This is a genomic window from Telluria sp. B2, from assembly GCF_051789535.1.
Classification (GTDB): domain Bacteria; phylum Pseudomonadota; class Gammaproteobacteria; order Burkholderiales; family Burkholderiaceae_D; genus Telluria.
On record NZ_CP196525.1, the window covers coordinates 3,377,488 to 3,400,469 of the forward strand.

A 22,982-nucleotide genomic window follows, 5' to 3' on the forward strand; every position below is an offset into this window, starting at 1 on the left:
GGGTGTTACGCCAGCTTCAGGATCGTCATTTCCGCACCGTCCCCGAGGTCGACCTGATGGCATTCGAAGCCTGCGAACGAAAGGCGTGTTGCGTGGCGCTGGCCGCTGGCGACATCGCCGGGCGAAGGCGAATACTGGACAAGATCTTGTTCCACAAACCGATTGCGGCGCCATCCGACAGCGAGGGTGAGACGGGCTGACGATTCCCGTTTCCGGTCGTCATTTTGAATACGACATGTGGAACGAGGACGTTGTCTTCGGCCCCATTCATCCGGATGGCTCGGCAACCGGGAGAACATCGTGATCTGCTCGCGCTGATCGGCAGTGAGCGGGTCACGGACATAGGCCCGGTCCATGCAGAATCCCGGTTCGGCAGGGATGCCGTTATCGGGGTTCGTCACGAGCTGCTTGACCGGCCTGGGAAGGTCCTCGATCCACTCGAGACCGCGGTTTGCAAAAAACAAATCGATGCTGATGCCATGACCATGCACCAGGGCTTCCGTCGTGATGCCTGCGTCGCGATAACGCTCCACGCCGCCCATGCCGTCGCCCTGGGTCCCCTCGTTGACTGTTCGGCTGTGCCTGAAGATCTTCCCGACGAGGCCACTGTCGGTCTTCACGTCCCTTGCCGACTCCAGGTTCTTGTTGTCGCCAAACCGGTCCGGCGTGGCCCGGATCTGTGCCTCACGGCCGGCAACACGCTTCTGGAATTCCTCCGGCGTTTCGTCGAAAGCCGAGATCCTGAAGCCATCGATGCGCGCCTCGCTCAGCTCGACCTGCGCCTCCTCCGGCAGGTTGATCAGAAACCTGCCGACACATAAGGTCTTCATCTTCGCAGTCATCCCCGCTACCGTCTTCCGGTCCTGTTCTCCATGGTTGGCCAGGACATATCCGGCGCCAACGGCACAAGGAATAGTAGGCGCGAACAGCCATTTTGCGTACTTGCGGACGACAGCCATCATCCGGGGCCCGGGCTCGCTGCTTCTACCCGTCGGGTCGCCGAGACCGACAAGCACCTCCCGAAGTATTCATGATCGCTGTTTCTCCGCGTGTCACGCGCAACAAGCGGATGGCGAGAACAGCAGCATTCACAGAACGTCGTCATATGATGTCTGTAGCGCTTAAACTGCTTTGCCAGACGCGTCTAGCGCCTGGAATTTGATGTCCTGGTCTGCGACGAGTCTTGGAGGCGGGCTGCACTCGCAGATACACAGATCGTCGCTCAGGGCGTATTCCTTGCCTGCGAAAGTGTCGGAGATCCGCGGCATCACGCACTCGATGTGTCCCTGCGTATTACATGCAGGACAGGCAACCGGATCACCCTCACGTGCCAACGGTTTCCCGTCGACGATACAGGATTGGCTGGATGCGCTGACCGTGCCGCCTGCAGTCGTCGTCGCCCCGCCCCTGATGTGATAACGCCTGTAAGTCATTACCACTCCGCACCAGAAAAGGAAAACTGCAATGTAGCCGAATCGGCGCCCCCGACATTGCGACAAGCCAGCTCAACCAGGCAGTTGGCCGTCGACGCCCACGGGAATGTCGATCGCAGCGTGGGGTAATACTGTGATCGGAACCTCAAGCGATCGCGGGAGGGTCGCCCTCGGCTTGAGGCGGGGTGGTTTCCTCGCTTGGCGCGGCGGAGTGTCGAACCAGTTGCCATACACTGCGACGCTGAATTGCCTGCGACTTCACGAACGCTCGACCGAAAGCTGCCGGCGGGACTTCGAACGTTGCCGCCGGCAGCAGACTGCCCGCAGCGAACCAGCGCGTGCCGTCGAGAGCGTGCGACTCCTCGCAGCGCCACCAACCACTGGCCGGGCATTGCATCCCGGTCTTGGCGATGCAGCCAATCGAAACACCTGGCTCGGCGCACGATAACGCAGTCTCGATCGCACTACTGCTGTCGGCCTTTGCCGCGAATGTCGCCTGTGCCAATGGCACTGGTGGGGGAGTTCGGTCGCGCTCACGCTTGTCCACCAACTTCCAGGCGCTACGCGTAGGTGCTTCGTAGCTGGGCTGCAGTCCGCGTATCTTCTGCCATAAGGATTGCGGGGGCAACAGCAATGCCTGTGGCAGTTTCTGGCCCTTGTTGAAGTATTGGCGTTGCCCACCAAGTACGGCGACACCATCGCCCCCCTCGCCGCACAGCCACCAGCCACTTTGCGGGCAGCGCTCACCTGCTTCGGCACACGTTCCAAGCGGTGGCACTGGTGGGCCTGCCTGAGCGACCTCGATAGGGCTGGTCGGTCTTAAACGAACACTCGAAGAAATCTTTTCCCATAACTGCACAGCCGTTTGCTCGGTCAGGCTCGATTGGACTGGCTTACCGCCCGCGCGCGGATTGACGCCTGTATCAAGTTCAAGAAGCAACCTGGGCTCAAGTACATTCTCCTCGCTGCCATTCGTTTCCCACGCAAAGCTGAAATTGGTAGTGAAGTTCAGCTCGGTGGTTTTTATTCCGATTTCTTCTCCAGCGAACCCACTGATTCTACGCTCTCCTGCCCGTAACATTCGTGAACGCGCACGCGTAAGGGCATCGGTGGCCGCAGCATCACGCTCTACCAATCCCAGGCCCCGATGAAGTCCCGTATTCGTCCAGAACGCCAATGTGATATCGGGATGTCCTGGAAAGGACGCGAACATAGTCACGCTCTCATGGCGTTCTTTAGGAGATGGGTCCGTGATGATCGCTCTGTCCACACAGAACCCTGGAACATTGGGAGTATTGTCCTGGTTGATGCTCACAAGTTGAGTCATCAGTGAGGTAACAACGCCAACGCGTTCCGGCGCATCGCCTTCACTGTTGAAACTAAAGGTGGCGCCATTCTTGTTGATATGCCCTTCGATCGTCACAGTTTCGTGATAAACACGCTGTTGGTTCCTGATGTCATAGCTGCGATAACGACTGTGGACAAGGAGTTTTCCTGAAACCCCAGGAGCACGTACTTCCTTGCTCATTTCGATATTTTTCCGTCCGAGCATATTCGGTGCAGCCGCAAGCCTGGCTTCCCGCTCAGAAATCCATTGAGCGAATTGGTCGGCTGTTTCCTCATGACGGGTAATATCAAAGCCGTCGAGGCTGGCCATCTTCATGCTTACACGCGCGTCCGCAGGCACATCAATGAGCAACCGGCCCACACATACGGTTTTCATCTTGTTGCTCATCTTGGGTGCCTTCCTCGTGTCATCACTGCGCTGCACGGCTCGTACGCATGTAATACCGACAGCGCCGATGATGGCGAGCGCTAGCAGCCACTTTACGCACCTGCGGACGGCGGGCATCATTTAATGCCTTGAACAATCTTGACTATCAGATGACGCGTCAGCAGAAGCATCGCGTCGTTTGAGAAGCTATCCTGGTGTCCAAATCCGCGTGAGGCATACACTTCACGTACATGCGCGGCTACGCCGGCACTCGACTGGCCTGGCACTGTATCGTCACCATGCGCGTCCTGACCCCAGACGCTAAATCGCAATTTCACACGGCCCTCAATGACGACCTCTCTAGCCCCGTCAGGGGCTTGCGCCACCAGCCGTGCGTTACGGGTATTTGCCGGCGTGAGCACGATGCCCTGGCCTGCCGTGACCCGGGTCGCCCAACGCACAGTTCCGTATGTACGCCGCTCCTCGTCAACTCCATAGAATGCAAAGGTATTCGGGTGATAGTACGGCTTGCTCTCGGCGCCGTCAGACTTTACGCCCGTGCCGATGATCGTTCGGTGGAAATGTTCAGCGGTATCGATGGCTTTCCGAACCGCCTCCCGAATCGCACCAGGCTTTCCCTTAAAAAGACCGGCAGGATCGGCAAGACCTGGGTCAATCAATCGATACCACGACTCCATATCACGGTACAGGTCGTACGGGTTCCCGGCGGGAAGCGCCAGGACCTGCTGCTCCTTGTCAGCGCCATCGACCCGACTGAGCGTTTTTACCAGTAACCACGGCTTCGGATACAGATGATTTGGCAACAGCTCCAATGCACCCGGAGCCGTCGCCATGACAGCGGTTGTCTCCGACGCGGTCATTCCAGCAATCTCGGCAAAGCGATTCGCTTTAACGTTGTTCACGAAGTCGTTCGTATAGCGCTCGCTTTCGGTACCACATGCGATACGCCGGTATGCGACTGGCGCACCCAGGGCAGGCATTACTCCGTGGATTATGCCGGCGATATCGGCCGAGTCGGTCGGACTATTTGCCCGAAGACGGGCGCAAGCCCGTGCCACCAGTCCTCCCATTGAGTGCGTTATTAGAATGACGCGTTCACATTCGTGCTTACGCGACCGCCAAAATGCCTTGATTTCGTCGATACGACGGCTCAACCGTTGGGCGGACACTGCACAAGACTCCAACCAGTTATATCCAACCGCATAGACCGGATATTGGAAACCAGAGAATTTTTCTAATTCGGCCTCGGTCACCCGGGCAATGCTACGTACACCCCAGCTCGTTGGGCTACATTGCATCACCCGCTTCCAGTGAACACGAATTTCCCTTTCCCCACGTTTGTCGATTCGAAAGGTCGTATCCAAGTATGTCTGAAGTTTCTCGAGCACGTCCCAATAGGAATCCTTGTGAATTTCTCCCCATCCGCGCGCGCGCAATTCAGCTTGACTTAATCCGGCAATCTCGCCGAGCTCGCCTGACCCGTCCACTTCGAGCGCGGCAGGATTCAGGATGCGTTGACGCGTAGCGGGCGTGCGCCGCTTCCATTTCCTCGCCTCCCTGAGACCTTCGAATACGCCGTTCGGAGCACGCCAGGCGGGATCGTCAGCGTCGACGTCGGCGTCGAGGTTCCGTTCAGGTTTCGCCAATTCCGGCTCGCCTGGCGCCTGACCTTCTCCTCTGCGTTGCGAACCTCGCGATGGCGCGCCCTGCTCTTCCGATTTTGCAGAACGTGCGCGCAAATTCGTTCCCATAATCCCCGGTACGAAAATAACCGGAATGACCTTGCGCGAGCCGACAGTGACCTTGGCCCGGACCTTGAACGACTTTGGTGTAGCGACTGTATGTGCTAACAGACTGCCATCGGTATCGACCGTCGGCTGGCGAATCGGACGAGTCGGCTCGCTCATGCGATGCTCGCGCCGGTTGCCTTGTCGTCTTCCTCGGGAAAGAGCCGGAACTCGATGTCGCCGAGCGAATACGCGTGCAGGATGTCGGTACGTCCCTCGTCGTCGGTGACCCCCTCGATGGTGGTGCCGTCCTCGTGGCGCGCGATGTAGCGGCGCCCCTTCGCAGGCAGGCCGGTCTGACGGTCGATGACAACCACGCGCTCGTCGGTCTCCAGTCCACTATGTGCCAGGTCAAGTGCTGCCGGACTCGCCCCAGCCCCATCAAGATTCTGAAAACTCGCAGCGCGAACTACATGCCCTGCCGTGCATTGCTGTGTGATTGCATTAGCGCCCCACACCGTCTGCGCCCCCTGCGCCACGACTTTCACCTCCGGCGCCTGCAAGTCGATGCCCTCGGTCGCGATCAGGCTGATGCGGCCCGACGACTTGATCTCGATGTGGCCCTGGTGAGTCTGGAGCATGATGTTGCCGCGCCCCGCAACCAGCTTCATCCCGAGCGAGTAGGCGAACATGCTCAGGCTGCGCGCGGCGCGCACGAACAGGTTGCGGCCGGCCGAGAGTTCGGTGTCGGATGCCGACACCAGGTCGATCTTGCTCTGCGCGCCGATGGCGACGTTATCCTCGCTCGCCACCAGCACCCCGGCCGGTCCGGACGCCGCCAGGAGGGGCGCACCGCCTGCTCCTTCGGCGACGTTGGAACCCTCGTGCCAGCGCTTGAGCTTGTCCACCAGCTCGGCCAGGCGCGGCCTGGCTTCCTCGTCTTCGTTGTGGCTGATGGCCTGGCGCTCCAGCTCCTCGAGGACGCCCTGCATCACTTCGGCCAATCCGACGAGACCGCCGCGTTCGAGCTGCTCACCCTCACCGCCCTCCGCGCTGATCAGGACGCCCTGGCCGCCGCGCACGGCAACGGCCTTGTCGCTGCGCAGTTCGGCGCCTTCGCCGCGCGCTTCGCCCTGCCCGCCCGTGCGGGCGCGGGTCAGCCAGCCAAGGTTCAGCTCCGACCGGGCGTGGTCACTTGCGACCTGGGCGCTGATTTCGCCGCGCGTATCGTCGAAGCGGAGCTGGCTGCCGCGCTGGCCGCCGATCTCGCGGCTGCGCAGCCCCGACAGGTAGCGGTTACCGGGGAGCTCGCCGGCGCGGCTCAATGCCGGCGGGTTGGCGCGGCCGTTGAACAGCTGCGAGAGGATGATCGGCTTGTCAGGGTCGCCCCCGAGGAAGGCCACCAGGACTTCCGAACCGACCCGCGGAAGACCGAGGGCGCCGCACTGCTGCTGGCTGCCGGGACCGTTCCCGGCCCAGTTCGAGGCCACGCGCACCCACGCGGAATCGACAGCGTTACCCGAGGCGCCGGCGCCATGCGCGTGCTCGTGGTCTGCCGGACGCATGCCGGGGAAGCGGATCTTCACCCGGCCGAGCTGGTCGCAGTGCACCTCCTCGTTGTCCGGCCCGACCACGATCGCGCTCTGCAGCTGCGGATGCGGCAGGTCGGCACGCGGGTCGTAGGCGGGCACGATCGGTACGCCGCGCCGCACGGCCGTGAAGCGTACGCGCACGGGCGGCTCGCTGGCCCCGCCGCCCGGCGCATCCCACCCGTTCTGCGCCAGCAGCTTCTCCACCCGCGCCGACAAATCCCCCGGCAGGTTGTTGCGCGCGCTGACCTGGAGCTCGGTGATGACGAACTGGCGTTCGGCTGCCGGATGGGTGTCGATCTCCGGATGATCCGCAAGCGTGAAATACTGTCCGGCGCAGAAGTCGCGCACGCTGCCCTCGCCATGGAAGCACTTGGCCTCGAGCTCGTGGCGCTGCATGCGCAACTGGCCGAGGCGCCAGTGGTCCTCGACGTCATTGCCGGAATGCGGAGTCTCGATCAGGTAATCGTCGAGGCTGGCCGCCAGGCCGTTGCCGTGTCCGCCCTGGTCCAGGCTGGCGCGCGCCGTGGTCGACATGAACTGCAGGCCGCCCGGGTTCTTGTAGTCCCAGCTGTGGCGGGTGGCGCTGCCCGGCTGCAGGCTGCGGACGGCGCCCCAGGAGGTGATGGTGTCGCGCTCGTCGGTTGGGTCGTCGCGGTGGTAGCGCACCGTGCCGGCCGCGTTCTCGGGCAGGCCGTTGGCGTCGGCGAACAGCACCAGCGTGTGGGCGGGGGTGCGGTCGTGCAGTGGGTCCACCGCGGTGGCGCGGCTGCGGCCCGGGCGCACCGTCCACGAGATCCCGCGCCGGCGCAGCAGGCGCCGGACAAAGGCGGCGTCCGATTCGTTGTATTGCATGGTCTGCTCGCGCGGCGGATACAGGCGCATGTCGAGCAGCGGGTCGAGTTCGTATTCGAAGGCGCCGGCCAGCACGGCGTTCGCATGGCGCCATTCGTCGAACAGGACCTGGACGATCTCGAGCTCGTTCTGGTAGCGGAAGATGCGGCTGTTGACGCGCTTTCCCATCACCGCCAGCGCGTCGCGCAGCACCAGCTGGTAGGTGGCCAGGGCGCCGTCGGAGTCGCCCGAGCGCGCCTCGGTGACGATGCCGCAGATGCTGCGCAGCTGGCCGCGGTCGGTGACGACCTGGATCTCGGCCGGCAGCGCGATCAGTTCCTTGAGCGGCAGCGCCGGATCGCTGGCGACGCAGGAGACGCGGTAGTCGATGCCGCCGCAGATCGATTCGGCGCCGGTGATCCGCTGCGGCAGCAGGATGTCATCGGACAGCCCCTCGGCATGGGCCAATCGCAGGCGCAGGGCCCGGTGCGCGGTGCTCAGTGACTTCTCGTGCTCTAGCACGCGGAGAAACTCGCTCGCGCTGTCCAATTCCGGCTCCCTGGTTGAAAACGGTATGGTCCCACGAACACGACAATTCGCGCTTGCGCGTGCTCACGAGGATCCGGCTGAACTGTTCAAACGTCGCGTTGTCGCAGCACCCGAGCGTGAGAATTCGGTCCCGTGCCCGCGCCCGCCGCGTGAATATTCACACCCGGGCCGCGCCGCCTATCCGCGGCAAGCCGGCAGCTAAGGCTCCAGGGCCGTATGCAGGAAGGATGTGACGGCGTCGACCAGCCGCGGCGCAAGCGGCAGCGCCGGGTCGCCGTAGGACGCCAGTTGGGCGCCATCTGCCGGCACCATCTTGAGCACATGGTTCATGCCCTCGACGATCTCCAGGCGCGCGCCCGGATTCGCCCTCTTCAGCGCCTGCGCATCCTCCACGCCGACCTGGATATCGGTCGTCCCCTGCACGATCAGCACCGGTATCGACAGGGCGGCGATGCGCTTGGCCGGCACGTAGCGGAACTGCGAGATCAGGTAGGGCTGCACGCTCGGACGATAGAGCGCGGCGAGCAGCGGCGGTACGCCGTCCACCGTCTGGCCCCGCTCGAGCGCGCCCAGGATGCGTTCGTTCTCCTTGAGCAGATCGGGCGGCAGCTTGTCCGCCAGCTGGCGCCGCAGCACGGCCGGCAACGGCGTGCCGACGCCGGCGAACGAGACGAAGGCATCGGCGCCGGCCTGCCTGGCCGCCACCATCCCGATCAGCGATCCTTCGCTGTGTCCGATCACCGCCACTTTCGAGAAACGCGGGTCCTTGCGCAGGCGCGCGGCCCAGGCGGCGGCATCGTCGATGTAGGTCTCGAAGCGCAGCGCCGACTCGCTCTGCATGGCCTGGGCGCTGGCGCCGATGCCGCGCTTGTCGTAGCGGACCGAGGCAATCCCGGCCCGCGCCAGCGCCTGCGCCAGCATGCGCAGGCTGTCGTTGCGGCCGGGGATCATGCTGGAATTGCCGTCGCGGTCGGTGGGGCCGGAGCCGGCGATGATCAGGGCCACCGGCACGGGGCCTGCCGCGGCGGGCAGCACCAGGCTGCCGGCGATCTTGCCTGTGGGGGTGTCGAGCGCGATCCCGGCCTCGCTGATGGCCTGCGCAGACTGCGCCAACGCAGGTGCGGGCACAAGCGCGGGCATGAGCACGCACACCAGGAAAGACAGCAGCCGTCCGATCATCCTTGCCTCCGGTTGTAGAAAAACGGGTCCTACGACAGCAGCGTTGCCAGGCGCGGAATCGCCGCCAGCGAATTGCGCCAGGCGGCCTGGCGCAGTGCGGTTTCTTCCATCCCGCGCAGGCCGGCCAGGGCCGCGCCGATCGCCGGCAACTGCTCGGGGCTGTTGCGCGCCGGGTGGATCCAGCTCGGCGAGATATCCGGCGCATCGGTCTCGAGCACCAGCGAATCCAGCGGCAGCTCGCTTGCCAGGCGCCGGATCTGCAGCGCGCGGGTGAAGGTCATGGCACCGCCGAAGCCCAGGTGCATGCCGAGCCTGATGAAGGTCTCGGCCTGCTGGAAGGAGCCGTTGAAGGCGTGCGCGATACCGCCCGGCGGCGTGACCTGGCGCAGGTGCTTCAGGACCTGGTCCTGCGAGCGGCGCACGTGGGTCAGCACCGGCAGGTCGAAGTCGCGCGCGATGCGCAGCTGGGCGCGAAAGAAGCGTTCCTGCTTCTCGCGCATCGCCGGCTCGCACAGCATGGGAAGGAAGAAGTCCAGGCCGATCTCGCCGATGGCCACAAAAAGAGGATCGCCCATCGCCTTCGCCACCGCCGCGCGCAGGACCTCCAGGTCCTCGTCCTCGGCCTGCGGCACGTAGATCGGGTGGATGCCGAGCGCATAGCTGGCGTTGTTCGACTGTGCGTGGGCCTGCGCGGCCAGGGCCGCCACCTCGTCGAAGTTGGCGCGCGCCACGGCCGGGATCACGATCATCGACACCCCCTGCTGCCCGGCGCGCTGCGCGACGTCGAGCGACTGCGCGCCGAATTCGTGGGCGTCGAGGTGGCAGTGGGTGTCGATCCACATGGCTTACGTCTCCAGCGGCTGCAGGCCGTGCTCGGTCATGCGCAGCGCGCGGTCGCAGCGGCGCGCCAGTTCCATGTCGTGGGTGACGATGACGAACGAGGTGCCGAGGGTGCGCGACAGTTCCAGCATCAGGTCGAAAATCGCCATCGCCGTGGTGTGGTCCAGGTTACCGGTCGGCTCGTCGGCCAGCACGCAGGCCGGCTGGGTGACGAGGGCGCGGGCCAGCGCCACGCGCTGGCGCTCGCCGCCGGACAGTTCGCCGGGACGGTGGGTGGCGCGCTTGCCCAGGCCCACGCGCTCGAGGATGGCCTGGGCCTTCTCGAGCGCGGCCGCGCGCTTCTCGCGCCGGATCAGGAGCGGCATGGCGACGTTGTCCAGGGCCGAGAACTCGGGCAGCAGGTGGTGGAACTGGTAGACGAATCCGAGGGAGGAGTTGCGCAGTTCGCCGCGCCGGGTTTCGGAGAGCGTTGCGAAGTCCTCGCCCAGCAGGGTGACCGAGCCGGCGGTCGGCGTGTCCAGCCCGCCCAGCAGGTGCAGCAGGGTCGACTTGCCCGAGCCCGAGGCGCCGACGATGGCCACGCGCTCGCCGCGGCGGATCGCGAAATCGATGTTGTCGAGCACCCGCACCTGGTACTCGCCCTGCTTGAAGGTCTTGCCCAGGGCACGGCAGGCCAGCACCGGCGTCGCGTTGTCCATATCGGTCATGTTACTCATAGCGCAGCGCCTCCGCCGGTTTCACGCGCGCGGCCGAGCGGCTCGGGTAGATCGTGGCCACGAAGGCCAGCAGCACGGCGATGCCGCCGATCCTGAAAACGTCCGGCCAGCGCAGGTCCGACGGCACGGTGCTGTTTTGGTAGATATCCTTCGACAAGAACTGCACTCCCAACAAATGTTCAATGAATGGAACGATGACATCGATGTTCAGGGCGACCAGCACGCCGCCGACCACCCCGGCGACGGCGCCGAGCACGCCGACCATCGCGCCCTGGATCATGAAGATCTTCTGGATCGAGGCGGGCGACGCCCCAAGCGTGCGCAGGATGGCGATGTCGGCCTGCTTGTCGGTCACCGTCATCACCAGGGTCGAGACCAGGTTGAAGGCGGCCACCGTGATGATCAGGGTCAGGATGATGAACATCATCTTCTTCTCGGTCTGTACGGCGCCGAACCACACTGCGTTGAGCTTCGACCAGTCGCGCATCTCGAGTTCGCCCGGCATCGATTTTTCGAGTTCGGCCGCCACCTGGGGCGCCTGGTGCATGTCGGCGATGCGCAGGCGCAGGCCGGCCGGCGCCGACAGGCGCTCCATCTTCTCGGCGTCCTGCAGGCTGACGAAGGCCATGCCGGCGTCGAACTCGGCGTGGCCGGATTCGAAGATGCCCGAGACCGTGAAGCTGCGCATGCGCGGCAGCATGCCGGCCGGCGTGGTCTGGGCCTGGGCCAGCAGCATGGTCACCTTGTCGCCCACCTGCAGGTTCAGCGACGCGGCCAGCACATTGCCGAGGACGATGTTGAAGCTGCCCGGCGTGAGCGAATCGAAGCTGCCCTGGCGCATGGTGCTGGCCACTTCCGAGATGTTGCGCTCGGCCTCGGGCAGCACGCCGCGGATGGTGGCCGGACGCATCGCGCCGTCGCGCTGCTGCAGCAGGCCCTGCGACTCGACGAAGGGCGCGGCCGCCTTCACCGCCGGGTTCTTCAGGGCCTGCTGGGCGGCCTCGCGCCACTGCGGCATGTCGCCGCGCGTGTCGAACACCTCGATATGGGCCAGCACCGACAGCATGCGGTCGGTCACCTGCTTCTGGAAGCCGTTCATCACCGACAGCACGATGATCAGGGCCGCCACGCCCAGCGCGATGCCCGCGACCGAGATCAGCGAGATAAAGGACAGGAAGCCGCTCTGGCCGCTTCCCTTGCCCGCGCGCGTGTAGCGCAGGCCGACCAGCCATTCGAACGGCAGTTTGTGATTGAAGCTCATGTTCATTCGTAGCGCAGGGCTTCGGCCGGCTTCACGCGCGCCGCCGCCCAGCTCGGGTAGAGGGTGGACAGGAAGGCCAGCAGCACGGCCACGCCGCCGATCGCGCCGACATCGAACCAGCGCAGGTCGGACGGGATCTCGCTGATCAGGTAGATTTCCTTCGACAGGAACTGTACCCCGAAGGCGTGCTCGATGGCCGGCACGATGACGTCGACGTTGAGCGCCACCAGCACGCCGAGCACGACGCCGAGCAGGCTGCCCAGCACCCCGACCAGGGTGCCCTGGACGATGAAGATCTTCATGACCGAGCGCGGCGAAGCGCCCAGGGTGCGCAGGATGGCGATGTCGGCCTGCTTGTCCTTGACCGTCATGACCAGGGTCGACACCAGGTTGAAGGCGGCCACCGCGATGATCAGGGTCAGGATGATGAACATCATGCGTTTTTGCGACTGCACGGCGGCGAACCAGATCGCGTTCACCTGCGACCAGTCGCGCACCATGTAGTCGCCATGCAGGCTGCGGCGCAGCTCGGCCGCCACGCGCGGGGCCTGGTGCAGGTCGTGCAGGCGCAGGCGCAGGCCGATGGGGCCGGTGAGCTGGGCCGCCTGGACCACGTCGTCGAGCTGGACGAAGCCGAGCATGGAATCGAATTCGTAGTGGCCGGCTTCAAAAATGCCCGAGACGACGAAGGCCTGGGTGCGCGGCGCGGCCGGGGCGCCGCTGGCGGTGGCGCCGGCAACGCCGAGCAGCATGGTCACGCGCTCGCCCACGCCCACGTGCAGGGCGTCGGCCAGGGCCCGGCCCAGCACGATGTTCATGGTGCCCGGCCGCAGGGAATCGAAGCTGCCCTCCTTCATCTGGCGCGCGACTTCCGACACCCTGGCTTCCTCGGCCGGGAGTACGCCGCGCACCAGCACCGGCTTCATCACGCCGTCGCGCAGCAGCATGCCCTGGACCTCGACGAAAGGCGCGGAATCGGCCACGGCGGGGTTACGCGCGGCTTCCATGCCGACCTCGCGCCAGTTCGGCATGGCGCCGCGGATATCGAAGACCTCGATGTGGGCCAGCACCGACAGCATGCGGTCGGTCACTTCCTTCTGGAAGCCGTTCATCACCGACAGCACCACGATCAGGGCGGCGACGCCGAGCGCGATGCCGGCCACCGAGATCAGCGAGATGAAGGATATGAAACGGTTACGGCCGCTGCGCTTGCCGGCGCGCGTATAGCGCAGCCCGACCAGCCATTCATACGGCAGTGTGTGAATGAAACTCATGAATTTGTAGTGTTTGACAACTGACCCCGCAGTTTGCCACACAAAGCTCATCCATGACAGGGCGCACGAGCACCTTAAGTATGCTTTCAGGCTGTGGCGGTCCGGTCACGGCCCGGTGCTTGACTACGCCCGACCCGGCCATTTGGCCTACAATCACGGCATGTCCCAGATTACGCTTGTCCTCCCCTTCGCCCTTCCCGTCCCCGAATTCGCGCCCGACCTGGTGCGCGCGCTGCAGGCGCCGAGCCTGGCCGCCCTGCTGTCGCGCACTTCTGCCCGACGCACGCTGCCGCCCGACGACGCGGTACGCGCCCTGCCGCACGAGCAATGGCTGGCGCGCGCCCTGGACCTGGACGCCGGCGGACGGCCGGCCTTTGCCGGCGCCGCGATGCGCGCCTACGGGCTCGATCCTGCTGGCGGCACATGGTTTATCGTCAACCCGGTGCACATCGAGATCGCGCGCACCCACCTGATGATGGGCGACCCGCAGGGGCTGGGCCTGGCTGATGCCGACAGCCGCGCGCTGTTCGACGCGGCCCGGCCGTATGTGGAGGAAGCCGGCCACGCTCTGCTCTACGGCGACGCCCAGACCTGGTTCCTGCGCGCTGACGACTGGGCGGAGCTGGACACGGCCACGCCCGAGGCGGCGCTGGGCATGGACCTGACCGACTGGATGCCCAGCGGCGCGCGCGCGGCGGCCTTCCGCCGCCTGCAGAACGAGATCCAGATCCTGTGGCATACGCATCCGGTGAACGCCGCGCGCGAGGCGCGACGCCAAGCGGCCGTCAACGCCTTCTGGCCCTGGGGCGCAAGCGTGGCAAGAAGCGCGGCCGATGGCGCGTCGGCGCCGCTGCCGCGCCTGGCCGCTTTCGATACCGCCGCCTGGCTGGCCCGGCTGGCCGGCGACAGCCCAGGCGACCTGGCGCAGTTCGCCGCCAGGGTCGATGGCGACGCCATCCTGGTCTGCGGCAGCGTGGCGCCCTATGCGCTGGCCGCCGACTGGGGCGGCTGGGTCGCCGCGATGGGCCAGCTTGAAGCTGTGCTGTTCGCACCCATCTTGGAAAGCCTGAAGACGGGCCGCGTACGCCAGCTCAGGCTGGTCCTGAGCCACCGCGACGCGCTTGCCGAATTCACCACCAACGCCATGGCGCAACGCAAGTTCTGGCGCCGTCCCACCCTGGAAGCCTTGATTTGAAGACCCGCATCACCACCCGTCCCTGCCCGTTCCGCACCTCCGAACTGCTGCGCCAGGGAGGCGTGCATCCCGTGCTGGCGCGCATCTACGCGGCGCGCGGCCTGCTCGACCCGCGCGAACTGGCCAGCGAACTGGCCGCGCTGGCGCCGCCGGCGGGACTGAAGCACATCGACGCCGCGGCCGTCTTCCTGGCCGACGCGATCGCCGCGCAAAAGAACATGACCATCGTCGCCGACTACGATTGCGACGGGGCGACGGCCTGCGCGGTGGCCCTGCGCGGCCTGCGCGCGATGGGCGCCCGGGTCGACTACATCGTGCCGAACCGTTTCGAGTACGGCTACGGGCTCACGCCCGAGATCGTCGAGCTGGCCGTGCGCGAAAAGGCGCCGGACGTCATCATCACCGTCGACAACGGCATCGCCAGCATCGACGGCGTGCTCGAAGCGAACCGGCGCGGCATCGAAGTCGTCGTCACCGACCACCACCTGCCGGGCGACGCCCTGCCGCCGGCGCGCGTGATCGTCAACCCGAACCAGCCCGAATGCGGCTTCCCGAGCAAGCACCTGGCCGGCGTGGGCGTGGTCTTCTATGTGCTGCTGGCCCTGCGCGCCGAGCTGCGCCGGCGCGGCGTGTTCGACGCGCAGAGCCAGCCAAAGTTGGACAATTTGCTCGACCTGGTCGCGCTGGGCACCGTGGCCGACGTGGTGAAACTCGACGCCAACAACCGCATCCTGGTCGCGCAGGGCATCAAGCGCATGCGCGCCGGCCGCATGCATCCGGGCGTGGCGGCGCTGTTCCGCGTGGCCGGACGCGAAGCACGCTGCGCCTCGCCCTTCGACCTCGGCTTTGCCGTCGGTCCGCGCCTGAACGCCGCCGGCCGGCTGGAGGACATGTCGCTCGGGATCGAATGCCTGGTCACCGACGACGAGGGCCGCGCCTGGGCCATCGCCCAGCAGCTCAACGAGATCAACCTGAAGCGCCGCGAGATCGAGGCCGAGATGCAGGACACGGCGCTGCTGCACCTGGACGACTTCCAGCCTGCGGACAGCAGCACCATCGCGGTCTTCGACGAAGGCTGGCACCAGGGCGTGATCGGCATCGTCGCCTCGCGCCTGAAGGAAAAATTCTATCGGCCGACGATCACCTTCGCGCCTGCCGGACTGGGGCTGATCAAGGGCTCGGGGCGCTCGATTCCCGGCTTCCATCTGCGCGATGCGCTGGACCTGGTATCCAAGCGCGTGCCCGGGCTGATCGACAAGTTCGGCGGCCACGCGATGGCGGCCGGATTGACCATCCGCGCCGAGCATTTCGACAGCTTCTGTGAGGCTTTTGAAGCGGTCGGGCGCGCCTGGCTGACCGAGGCGCAACTGGAGCGCGTGATCGAGACCGACGGCCCGCTGGAAGACGAGTTCTACAGCACCAGCTTCATCGAGCTGTGCGACGGCCAGGTCTGGGGCCAGGGCTTTGCCCCGCCCGTCTTCTGCGACGAATTCCGCGTGCTGAGCCAGCGCATCCTGAAGGAGAAGCACCTCAAGCTCCTGTTGGAGCGCAACGGCCGCCGCTACGACGCGATCTGGTTCGGCCACACCGACGCCCTGGGCGAACGCGCCCGCGTGGCCTTCAGGCTCGATGCGAACGAGTACAACGGCGTGACCAAGGTGCAGCTGCTGGTCGAGCACGCCGAGGCAATCTGACACCATCGCGTTCTCGTAGGGTGGACACCTGTGTCCACGCGGTAGAGCGTTTGCGGATCCGCTGCACCTCCGAAAGCCAGTGCGCATACGTAGCGACCTACGGTGATTGACGAGAACGCATCGGTAGGACAGCGTGGACACAGGTGTCCACCCTACGAAACCCTACCGCCCGCAATCGCACCCGCGGTCGAACACGATCTTCCACGTCCCCGGCCCTTCCAGCCGCCAGACCGAATTGAAGCGCCCGACCTGGCGGCCGCTCGGGTCGGTCACCGGCCCGCTGCTGTAGGCCAGCGTGCCCGAAGCCAGCACCTCGACCTGGTCCGGCGCCCAGGCGAAGGGCGCGGCGGCCCCGTCGAAATAGGGGCGCCAGGCCTCGGCCACCGCGTCCCTGCCGCGCTGGGCGCCGCCCGGCACCATGAACACGGCTTCCTTCGACAGGAAGCCGGCGAATGCCTCGAAATCGCGGGCCCGCATGGTTGCCGCGAAAGCGCGCTCCGTCTCTATTACCTGTTGCCTGAGTTCTTCCTGCGTGCCACGCGAGCCGCGCGCCATGCAGGCCGCAACGACCACCGCCACCAGCGCTCCCAGGATGATGCCTGCCGATCGCCAACTCATGGAAATATCCTTTTCCTTTTGACAAGTCGGCGCCAATTCTGTCATGGCGCAAGACCCTTGACAACCGGTAGTTGCACACTCTCCGAAAATGGAGTATAAATACTCCAGAAACGGAGGAATCTATGAGTCTGGCCTATGCTTACCCCACGAGCCGCTTCGAGCCGGCGGTGCTGGTCGACCTGAATTCACGCGCCGAGCGCGAGCGCCTGTCGCAGTCCGCGCTGAAGGGCTTCTTCAAGCTGGCCGCCGCCTGGGGCCTGCGCGACGAGGACGCGCGCGAGCTGCTCGGCGGCCTGTCCGCGTCCAGCTTCTACGACTGGAAGAAGAATCCCGACCGGGTGCTCGAGGTCGACCGCATCACCCGCATTTCCTACCTGCTCGGCATCTACAAGGCCTTGCACATCCTGTACGGCGACAAGCTCGCCGACGAATGGATAGCCCTGCCCAACACCAACGTCATCTTCGGCGGCCGCACGCCGCTCGCCTATATGCTGGGTGGCGGCCTGCTGGCCATGCAAACGGTACGCAAGCTGCTCGACGCGCGCCGCGGAGGTCTCTGATCTTGCCGGTCGTACCGAAACTTACCGCCCTGCGCCAGTTCGACACCTGCCGCCTGATCCCCTCGCGCTTCGCCGATGTCGAGGATTCGGTGCTGGCGCCGCTGGCCGACAGTACCGATGTCCTGCGCGACCTGTTCGACCTCGACAACGCCACCAACGAGCGCCTGCGCGGCGAGGCCGGCCTGCTGCCCGGCATCGGCGTCGACGAACTGGTCTTCGGCGTGCCGAACTTCCGCATCATCAACGCGGCCTATACCTATGCGCGTCCGGAAGGCAGCCGCTTCAACGACGGCGAACGCGGCGCCTGGTACTGCGCCTTCGAGGCCGAGACCGCGCTCGCCGAGGTCAGCTTCCACAAGGCGGTCGAGTACGCCGAGATCCAGCGCTTCGACGACAGCGCCACCTACCAGTCGATGCTGGCCGACTTCACCGGCACCTTCCACGACATCCGCGGCATCAATTTCAGGGATTGCCTCGACCCGCAAAGCTACGTTGCCTCCCAGGCCCTGGCCGCCGAACTGCTGGAACAGGGCTCGATGGGCATCATCTACCCGAGCGTGCGCCGCCCGGAAGGCACCAACCTGGCCTGCTTCCGTCCGGCCCTGGTGGGCAATGTGCGCAAGGGCGTGGCCTATCGGTTAACATGGGAGGGCTCGCCGCAGCCGCGGATCGAGATCATCCAGGACCATCGCACTATTTTATGAAGACCAAACCGGAAAACGACACCGAGCTGCACGACAAGATCAACCGCGAAACCGCCCGCGTGAAATGGGATGAGCTCGAACGCCATTTCGCGCAGGGCAACGTGATCTATGTCAGCGAGGCGCTCGACCTGATCGACGTCGCCATGCGCATCTCGCACGACGACAAGGACAATATCGCGCGTTGGATGGCTGAAGGAAAGATCGCCAAGGTCTCGGACGTGCAGGCCGAAAGCTGGTCGGCCGGCGAAGTCCTGCTCTGGGGCACCGTCGTGCACCCCTTTATCCTGGTGCAGCCGGAGAAGAAGCAACTGCACTGACAGGCCGTCCCGCCGGGGCCGACGCGCGGGCGCCCGGCTTCCCATTTCAGGCAATTGCGACATCGTCAACACCTCATGTTGCAGTTTTGCCGCACAGCATCATTTTCCCTGATTCGGCTGTTATACTCGCCCCGGCGGCGCAGCCCCGCCTGCGGCGCGGCGCCTCCCGCCGCCGCGTTCTGCGCAAGTCCGACACCGCCGCCCTGCGCGGCCTATCCACCGCTTGAATCAGGAAATCCAACGTGAAGAACCTCAAGATCGGCGCTCGACTCGGCATCGGCTTTGCGATCGTGCTCGCCCTGCTGGCCGCGCTTGCCGTCACCGCCCTTAGCCGCATGCAGTCTGCGGGCGACATGACGAACCGCCTCGTCCACACCAGCATCAAGAACCAGCGCAACGTCGCCGAATGGAGCAAGTACATCGAGGTGAACAGCGCGATGATCGAGACCGCCTTCGCCACCAGCGACCCGGCCAAGGTGAAGGAAATCGCCGAGCGCATGAAAGCCGTGTCCGCCCGTTCGACCGAACTGCAGCGGGAAATCGAAAGCGCCGTACGCAACGAAGGAGTGAAGGCGCAGATGGCGGTCGTCAAGGAAGTGCGCGCCGCTTACCTCGATGCGCGCGCCGCGCTGTTCAAGGCCAAGATCGACGGCGACGAGGCGCTCGCAACGAAGATTCATGCCGAGCAGATGGTCCCGCGCAGCGCCGCCTTCCTGGACGCCATGAACAAGCTCGCGACCATGCAGGTCACCGCCGCCGACGCCATCGCCACCACCATCCTGGATTCCTATGCGAACACCCGCGTGATCCTGATCACCCTGAGCATCGCCGCGCTGGCGCTCGGTATCGGCTGCGCCTTCCTGATCACGCGTTCGATCACGGTGCCGATCCGCGAAGCCGTGGCAGTGGCCGAAAAGGTCGCGGCCGGCGACCTGAGCAGCCACGTGCGCAGCCAGAGCCGCGACGAAACCGGGCAGCTGATGCGCGCCCTGGGCGGCATGACCACCGCCCTGGCCGAGATCGTCGGCCGCGTGCGCAGCGGCACCGGCGCCATCGCCACCGCCTCGAACGAGATCGCGGCCGGCAACCAGGACCTGTCGAGCCGCACCGAGCAGCAGGCCGGCTCGCTCGAGGAAACCGCTTCGTCGATGGAAGAACTGACCTCGACCGTGAAGCAGAACGCGGACAACGCCCGCGAAGCGAACCGCCTGGCGCGCAATGCGGCGGCGATCGCCGGCGACGGCGGCGCGGTCGTGGCCGAGGTGGTCAACACCATGGGCTCGATCAACGACTCCTCGCGCAAGATCGTCGACATCATCAGCGTCATCGACGGCATCGCCTTCCAGACCAACATCCTGGCGCTGAACGCGGCCGTGGAAGCGGCCCGCGCCGGCGAACAGGGCCGCGGTTTCGCGGTCGTGGCCGGCGAGGTGCGCAACCTGGCCCAGCGCTCGGCCACCGCGGCCAAGGAGATCAAGGCGCTGATCGACGACTCCGTCAGCAAGGTCGAAGCCGGCACCAGCCAGGTCGACCGCGCCGGCGCCACCATGACCGAGATCGTGCGCAGCATCGAGCACGTGACCACCATCATGGCCGACATCGCCGCGGCCAGCGAGGAGCAGAGCGCCGGCATCGAGCAGGTGAACGTGGCGATCACGGAAATGGACCGCGTCACCCAGCAGAACGCCGCCCTGGTCGAAGAAGCGTCCGCCGCCGCCGAGTCGATGCAGAACCAGGCCGACGAGCTGGCCCGGCTGGTCAGCACCTTCCGCCTCGACACCGACGGCGCGGCCCAACTGCCTGCCCGCGGCTACGCCCGCAGCGAAGCGCCGCGCCAGGCGCTGGCCCTGGCGGCGAACGCCTGATCGGACCTGCCCTCTCGTGGCCGGCGTGCGCCGGCCACTACCTTTCCACCGGCCGGCCGCCTGCGCCGGCCGCGTCTCCCGCCGCCGGCTCATGGATCGGACAGCGGTTCAGTTCCGAACGGCGCATGCGCGACACCGCCATCACCTCCCTGCGCGCCCGGTTGACCGCGCCCAGCGGCCGGTGCGCCGCCAGGCAGTTCCAGGGGTCGAAGGCAATCCCGTCCTCCAGTTGCGGGGAGGCGTAGTCATCCCAGGCCTGCTGGCGCGGCACCGACAGGCGCGCCACCGTCACATAGGGGCTGAGCTCCTCCGGCCAGGCGACCGAGGCATCCTCGACCGGCATCGCCTCGGCGTCGACGCACAGCTGCACCCGCAGCTCCCACTCCGCCGCCGGCGCGCCGGTGTCGCCGAAGAATGCGCCGATCGCGGCGCGCTGGGCGTCGTCGCCGTTGCCGATCGCCTCGCCGGACAGGGCCAGCAGCGCGGGCGAGACCGGCGCCAGCGCGAACTTGGCCATGTACTGGCCGTACAGGAAAGGCGTCTGCGTGTAGCAGGTTTCGCCCAGCGGGTGACGCTGGGGCTCGCCAGCCGCGCCCCTGAGCCTGACGCTCGCGCCGCCCAGGCCCTCGATGGCGCCCTCGGCGCCGCGCATCAGCGCCGAGACCAGCTGCTTGGCCCCCTTCATGTGGCCAATGCTGGCGGCCGCCAGCTTCGAGGGCGCTACCAGACCCTGCGGCCCGGGCAGCGCAAAAGCGGGGGCGTTCACCATCAGGAAATCCTGCGAGCGCCCCTCCCTGGCCGGATCGAGCCGTTCGCCCGGCACCTCGAGGATCTTGATGGCCACCGCGCGCGGCGTGGGCACCGAATCCGGCAGCTGCTCGGGCGGCGGCGAGGACCAGCGCAGCAGCGCTTCGTAGCCGCCCGGCGCCGCGAACAGCCCCTGGGCCAGACAGGCCGGCAGCTGGTCGGCCACCGTGAGGGTCCCGCGCAGCAGCGCGTGGCCCTTGGCGTGCACGGCGCGGCGTGCGTGTCCTTCGGACTCGGCGGCCCTGTTGACCATGCCCGCGAAGATGTTCTGCAAGGCGTGGATCGCCTCGGCCTCGTCCCGCGCGATGTGCTCGAACTGCGGCGCGTACAGGATCGGTTCAGGCGTGCGTGACGGTTCGGTGTTCATGCCGGCTCCTCCTGGTCGAGCCGCCACTGTAGCTGGAAGCGCCGAAGCGGCGCGTCCGCCACGGGTCCTCAGTACGCCAGGACCGCCGGCGCGCCGAGTCCGCCGCGGCCATCGCTCTCCAGCTGGAAGGTGTTGACCACGCCGGCCAGCTCGTCGGCCTGCTGGCGCAGCGACTGGGCGGCCGCCGATGCCTGCTCGACCAGGGCCGCGTTCTGCAGCGTCATCTGGTCCAGGCGCACGATGGCGGCGTCGACCTGCTCGATGTCCTCGCTCTGCGAGCGCGTCGCCCCGGAAATCTGCCCCATGATGTCGCTCACCTGCTGCACGCCGTCCACCACCTTGCGCATGGTGTCGCCGGCCTGGCCGACCAGCGCGGTCCCCTGGCCGACCTTGCTTACCGAATCCTCGATCAGCACCTTGATTTCCCTGGCCGCCGCGGCCGAGCGGTGCGCCAGGTTGCGCACTTCGCCGGCCACGACCGCGAAGCCGCGGCCCTGCTCGCCGGCGCGCGCCGCTTCCACCGCCGCGTTCAGCGCCAGGATATTGGTCTGGAAGGCGATCGAGTCGATCACACCGATGATTTCCTCGATCCTGCGCGAGGAATCCTCGATCAGGTTCATGGTCGCGACCACGCCCTCGACCGCCGCCCCGCCTGCCACCGACACCTGCGCCGCCTGGTTCGCCAGGACGCTGGCCTGGGCCGCGTAGTCGGCGTTCTGGCGCACCGAGCCGATCAGCTGCTTCATCGACTCCGCGATCCGGGCCAGTGCGGCGGCCTGGGTTTCGGTGCGCCTGGACAGGTCGAGGTTGCCGCTGGCGATCTCGCCCGAGGCGGCGGCGATGGCGTCGGTGCCGCCGCGCACCTTGGCCACGATGGCGCTCAGGCTGTCGCGCATGCTGCTCATCGCGGCCAGCAGGCTGGCCGGACGGGCGCGGCGGGTGTCCACCTCGCAGTGCAATTCTCCCTGGGCGATCGCGCGTGCGACACCGGTCGCATAGGCGGGCTCGCCGCCGAGCTGGCCGAGCAGGTTGCGCGAGATCGCCAGGCCGATCACCGCGCACAGCAGCGCGCACAGCACGGCCAGGCTGCCGATCCAGTAGCGCGCGCCCGATGCCTCGGCCATGGCGGCCGCGCCGGCCGCCTTCGTGCGCGCCTGCAGGTCCTTCACCAGGACATCGATGTCGGCCACGATCCGGCGCCGCAGCGGGCTGCATTCCTGCACCAGGAAAGTGCCGTAGGCCTGCATCTCGCCCGCGGCACGGAAGCGTCGCGGTCGCTCCAGCTCGCGCGCCATCGCCAGCATGCCCTCCTTCACCCGCGCGTACTGCGGATGGCCGGCCAGCTCGGTGTCGAGCGGCTGCAGCGCGGCCAGGTAGGCCGCCTTCTGGGCGTCGAGGATGTCGAGTTCCCGGCCAGCCGCCTGCGCATCGTCGAAGATGAAAGCGTTGCGCGCCGCGATGCCGGTCTGGCCCAGCGCCTCGCGCGCCGCGTAAAGCGGCTCGAGCTGGGCGTTGTGGCGCGCTTCCACGTCGACCAGCGCGGTCTCGATGCTGTTCACGCGCGTGATCGCGAACACGGCAAGCACCACGGTGACCAGCAGCACCAGCGCAAACGCGGTGTACAGCCTGACCGTGAGGCGGGCTTGGGAAAAGTTCATGTCGGCTCCAGGATGCTTCCGGCCGGTCCGAACACCGGCGCGGAGCAAGTATTGATGAAT

Annotated in this window: 19 protein-coding genes; 6 read left to right on the plus strand and 13 right to left on the minus strand. The window is 66.3% G+C overall.

Annotated elements, in window-relative coordinates:
- Positions 1–5 precede the first annotated feature (5 nt).
- From ACSUZJ_RS15020 to ACSUZJ_RS15065, 10 genes are all read right to left on the minus strand, one after another.
- On the minus strand, positions 6–842 hold the full coding sequence (locus ACSUZJ_RS15020; RefSeq protein WP_499409433.1) for a hypothetical protein: 837 nt from the start codon (positions 840–842) through the stop codon (positions 6–8).
- A 279-nt stretch (positions 843–1,121) separates the two neighbouring features.
- Positions 1,122–1,433, minus strand: a complete 312-nt coding sequence (locus tag ACSUZJ_RS15025; RefSeq protein ID WP_499409435.1) for a PAAR domain-containing protein — start codon at positions 1,431–1,433, stop codon at positions 1,122–1,124.
- A gap of 145 nt (positions 1,434–1,578) precedes the next feature.
- On the minus strand, positions 1,579–3,168 hold the full coding sequence (locus tag ACSUZJ_RS15030) for a T6SS immunity protein Tli4 family protein (RefSeq protein WP_499409437.1): 1,590 nt from the start codon (positions 3,166–3,168) through the stop codon (positions 1,579–1,581).
- Positions 3,169–3,284: 116 nt separating this feature from the next.
- Positions 3,285–5,075 carry an esterase/lipase family protein gene (locus ACSUZJ_RS15035; RefSeq protein ID WP_499409439.1) on the minus strand — a complete coding sequence of 597 codons (1,791 nt, stop codon included), beginning with the start codon at positions 5,073–5,075 and terminating at the stop codon, positions 3,285–3,287.
- Complete coding sequence (locus tag ACSUZJ_RS15040) at positions 5,072–7,840, minus strand: type VI secretion system Vgr family protein (RefSeq protein ID WP_499409441.1); 2,769 nt, start codon at positions 7,838–7,840, stop codon at positions 5,072–5,074. The genes ACSUZJ_RS15035 and ACSUZJ_RS15040 overlap by 4 nt, the downstream gene beginning before the upstream one ends.
- Positions 7,841–8,065: 225 nt before the next feature.
- Entirely contained in the window at positions 8,066–9,046 is a 981-nt protein-coding gene (locus ACSUZJ_RS15045; protein WP_499409443.1) for an alpha/beta hydrolase family protein, read from the minus strand.
- A 29-nt stretch (positions 9,047–9,075) separates the two neighbouring features.
- Positions 9,076–9,888 carry a TatD family hydrolase gene (locus ACSUZJ_RS15050; RefSeq protein WP_499409445.1) on the minus strand — a complete coding sequence of 271 codons (813 nt, stop codon included), beginning with the start codon at positions 9,886–9,888 and terminating at the stop codon, positions 9,076–9,078.
- Positions 9,889–9,891: 3 nt separating this feature from the next.
- Positions 9,892–10,584 (minus strand): lipoprotein-releasing ABC transporter ATP-binding protein LolD, encoded by a 693-nt coding sequence (gene lolD, locus ACSUZJ_RS15055; protein ID WP_499416564.1) that lies wholly within the window; start codon positions 10,582–10,584, stop codon positions 9,892–9,894.
- Positions 10,585–10,594: 10 nt separating this feature from the next.
- The gene (locus ACSUZJ_RS15060) at positions 10,595–11,863 is read right to left on the minus strand and encodes a lipoprotein-releasing ABC transporter permease subunit (protein ID WP_499409447.1); all 1,269 of its coding nucleotides are present in this window, start codon (positions 11,861–11,863) and stop codon (positions 10,595–10,597) included.
- A 2-nt stretch (positions 11,864–11,865) separates the two neighbouring features.
- Positions 11,866–13,137: a lipoprotein-releasing ABC transporter permease subunit gene (locus ACSUZJ_RS15065; protein ID WP_499409449.1), complete on the minus strand. Its 1,272-nt coding sequence runs from the start codon at positions 13,135–13,137 to the stop codon at positions 11,866–11,868.
- 160 nt (positions 13,138–13,297) lie between these two features.
- Between ACSUZJ_RS15065 and ACSUZJ_RS15070 the strand changes: the two genes are divergently transcribed.
- Together ACSUZJ_RS15070 and recJ are read left to right on the plus strand one after the other, a co-directional pair.
- Positions 13,298–14,332 (plus strand): hypothetical protein, encoded by a 1,035-nt coding sequence (locus ACSUZJ_RS15070; RefSeq protein ID WP_499409451.1) that lies wholly within the window; start codon positions 13,298–13,300, stop codon positions 14,330–14,332.
- The gene (gene recJ, locus ACSUZJ_RS15075) at positions 14,329–16,026 is read left to right on the plus strand and encodes a single-stranded-DNA-specific exonuclease RecJ (RefSeq protein WP_499409453.1); all 1,698 of its coding nucleotides are present in this window, start codon (positions 14,329–14,331) and stop codon (positions 16,024–16,026) included. Before ACSUZJ_RS15070 ends, recJ begins: the two co-directional genes overlap by 4 nt.
- A gap of 162 nt (positions 16,027–16,188) precedes the next feature.
- Here the strand turns inward: recJ and ACSUZJ_RS15080 are convergent, their stop codons facing one another.
- Entirely contained in the window at positions 16,189–16,644 is a 456-nt protein-coding gene (locus ACSUZJ_RS15080; protein ID WP_499409455.1) for a YybH family protein, read from the minus strand.
- A 122-nt stretch (positions 16,645–16,766) separates the two neighbouring features.
- On the opposite strand from ACSUZJ_RS15080, the gene ACSUZJ_RS15085 reads away from it, so the two are divergent.
- From ACSUZJ_RS15085 to ACSUZJ_RS15100, 4 genes are all read left to right on the plus strand, one after another.
- Positions 16,767–17,204: an antitoxin Xre-like helix-turn-helix domain-containing protein gene (locus ACSUZJ_RS15085; RefSeq protein WP_499409457.1), complete on the plus strand. Its 438-nt coding sequence runs from the start codon at positions 16,767–16,769 to the stop codon at positions 17,202–17,204.
- A 2-nt stretch (positions 17,205–17,206) separates the two neighbouring features.
- On the plus strand, positions 17,207–17,908 hold the full coding sequence (locus ACSUZJ_RS15090) for an RES family NAD+ phosphorylase (protein ID WP_499409459.1): 702 nt from the start codon (positions 17,207–17,209) through the stop codon (positions 17,906–17,908).
- Positions 17,905–18,225 carry a DUF2288 domain-containing protein gene (locus tag ACSUZJ_RS15095; RefSeq protein WP_499409461.1) on the plus strand — a complete coding sequence of 107 codons (321 nt, stop codon included), beginning with the start codon at positions 17,905–17,907 and terminating at the stop codon, positions 18,223–18,225. Before ACSUZJ_RS15090 ends, ACSUZJ_RS15095 begins: the two co-directional genes overlap by 4 nt.
- Positions 18,226–18,467: 242 nt before the next feature.
- On the plus strand, positions 18,468–20,090 hold the full coding sequence (locus tag ACSUZJ_RS15100; RefSeq protein ID WP_499409463.1) for a methyl-accepting chemotaxis protein: 1,623 nt from the start codon (positions 18,468–18,470) through the stop codon (positions 20,088–20,090).
- Positions 20,091–20,127: 37 nt separating this feature from the next.
- On the opposite strand, the gene ACSUZJ_RS15105 is transcribed toward ACSUZJ_RS15100, so the two are convergent.
- A complete protein-coding gene (locus ACSUZJ_RS15105; protein WP_499409465.1) occupies positions 20,128–21,264 on the minus strand; it encodes a catalase family protein in 1,137 nt (378 codons plus the stop codon).
- Between the two features lie 68 nt (positions 21,265–21,332).
- Complete coding sequence (locus ACSUZJ_RS15110) at positions 21,333–22,922, minus strand: methyl-accepting chemotaxis protein (RefSeq protein WP_499409467.1); 1,590 nt, start codon at positions 22,920–22,922, stop codon at positions 21,333–21,335.
- Positions 22,923–22,982 lie beyond the last annotated feature (60 nt).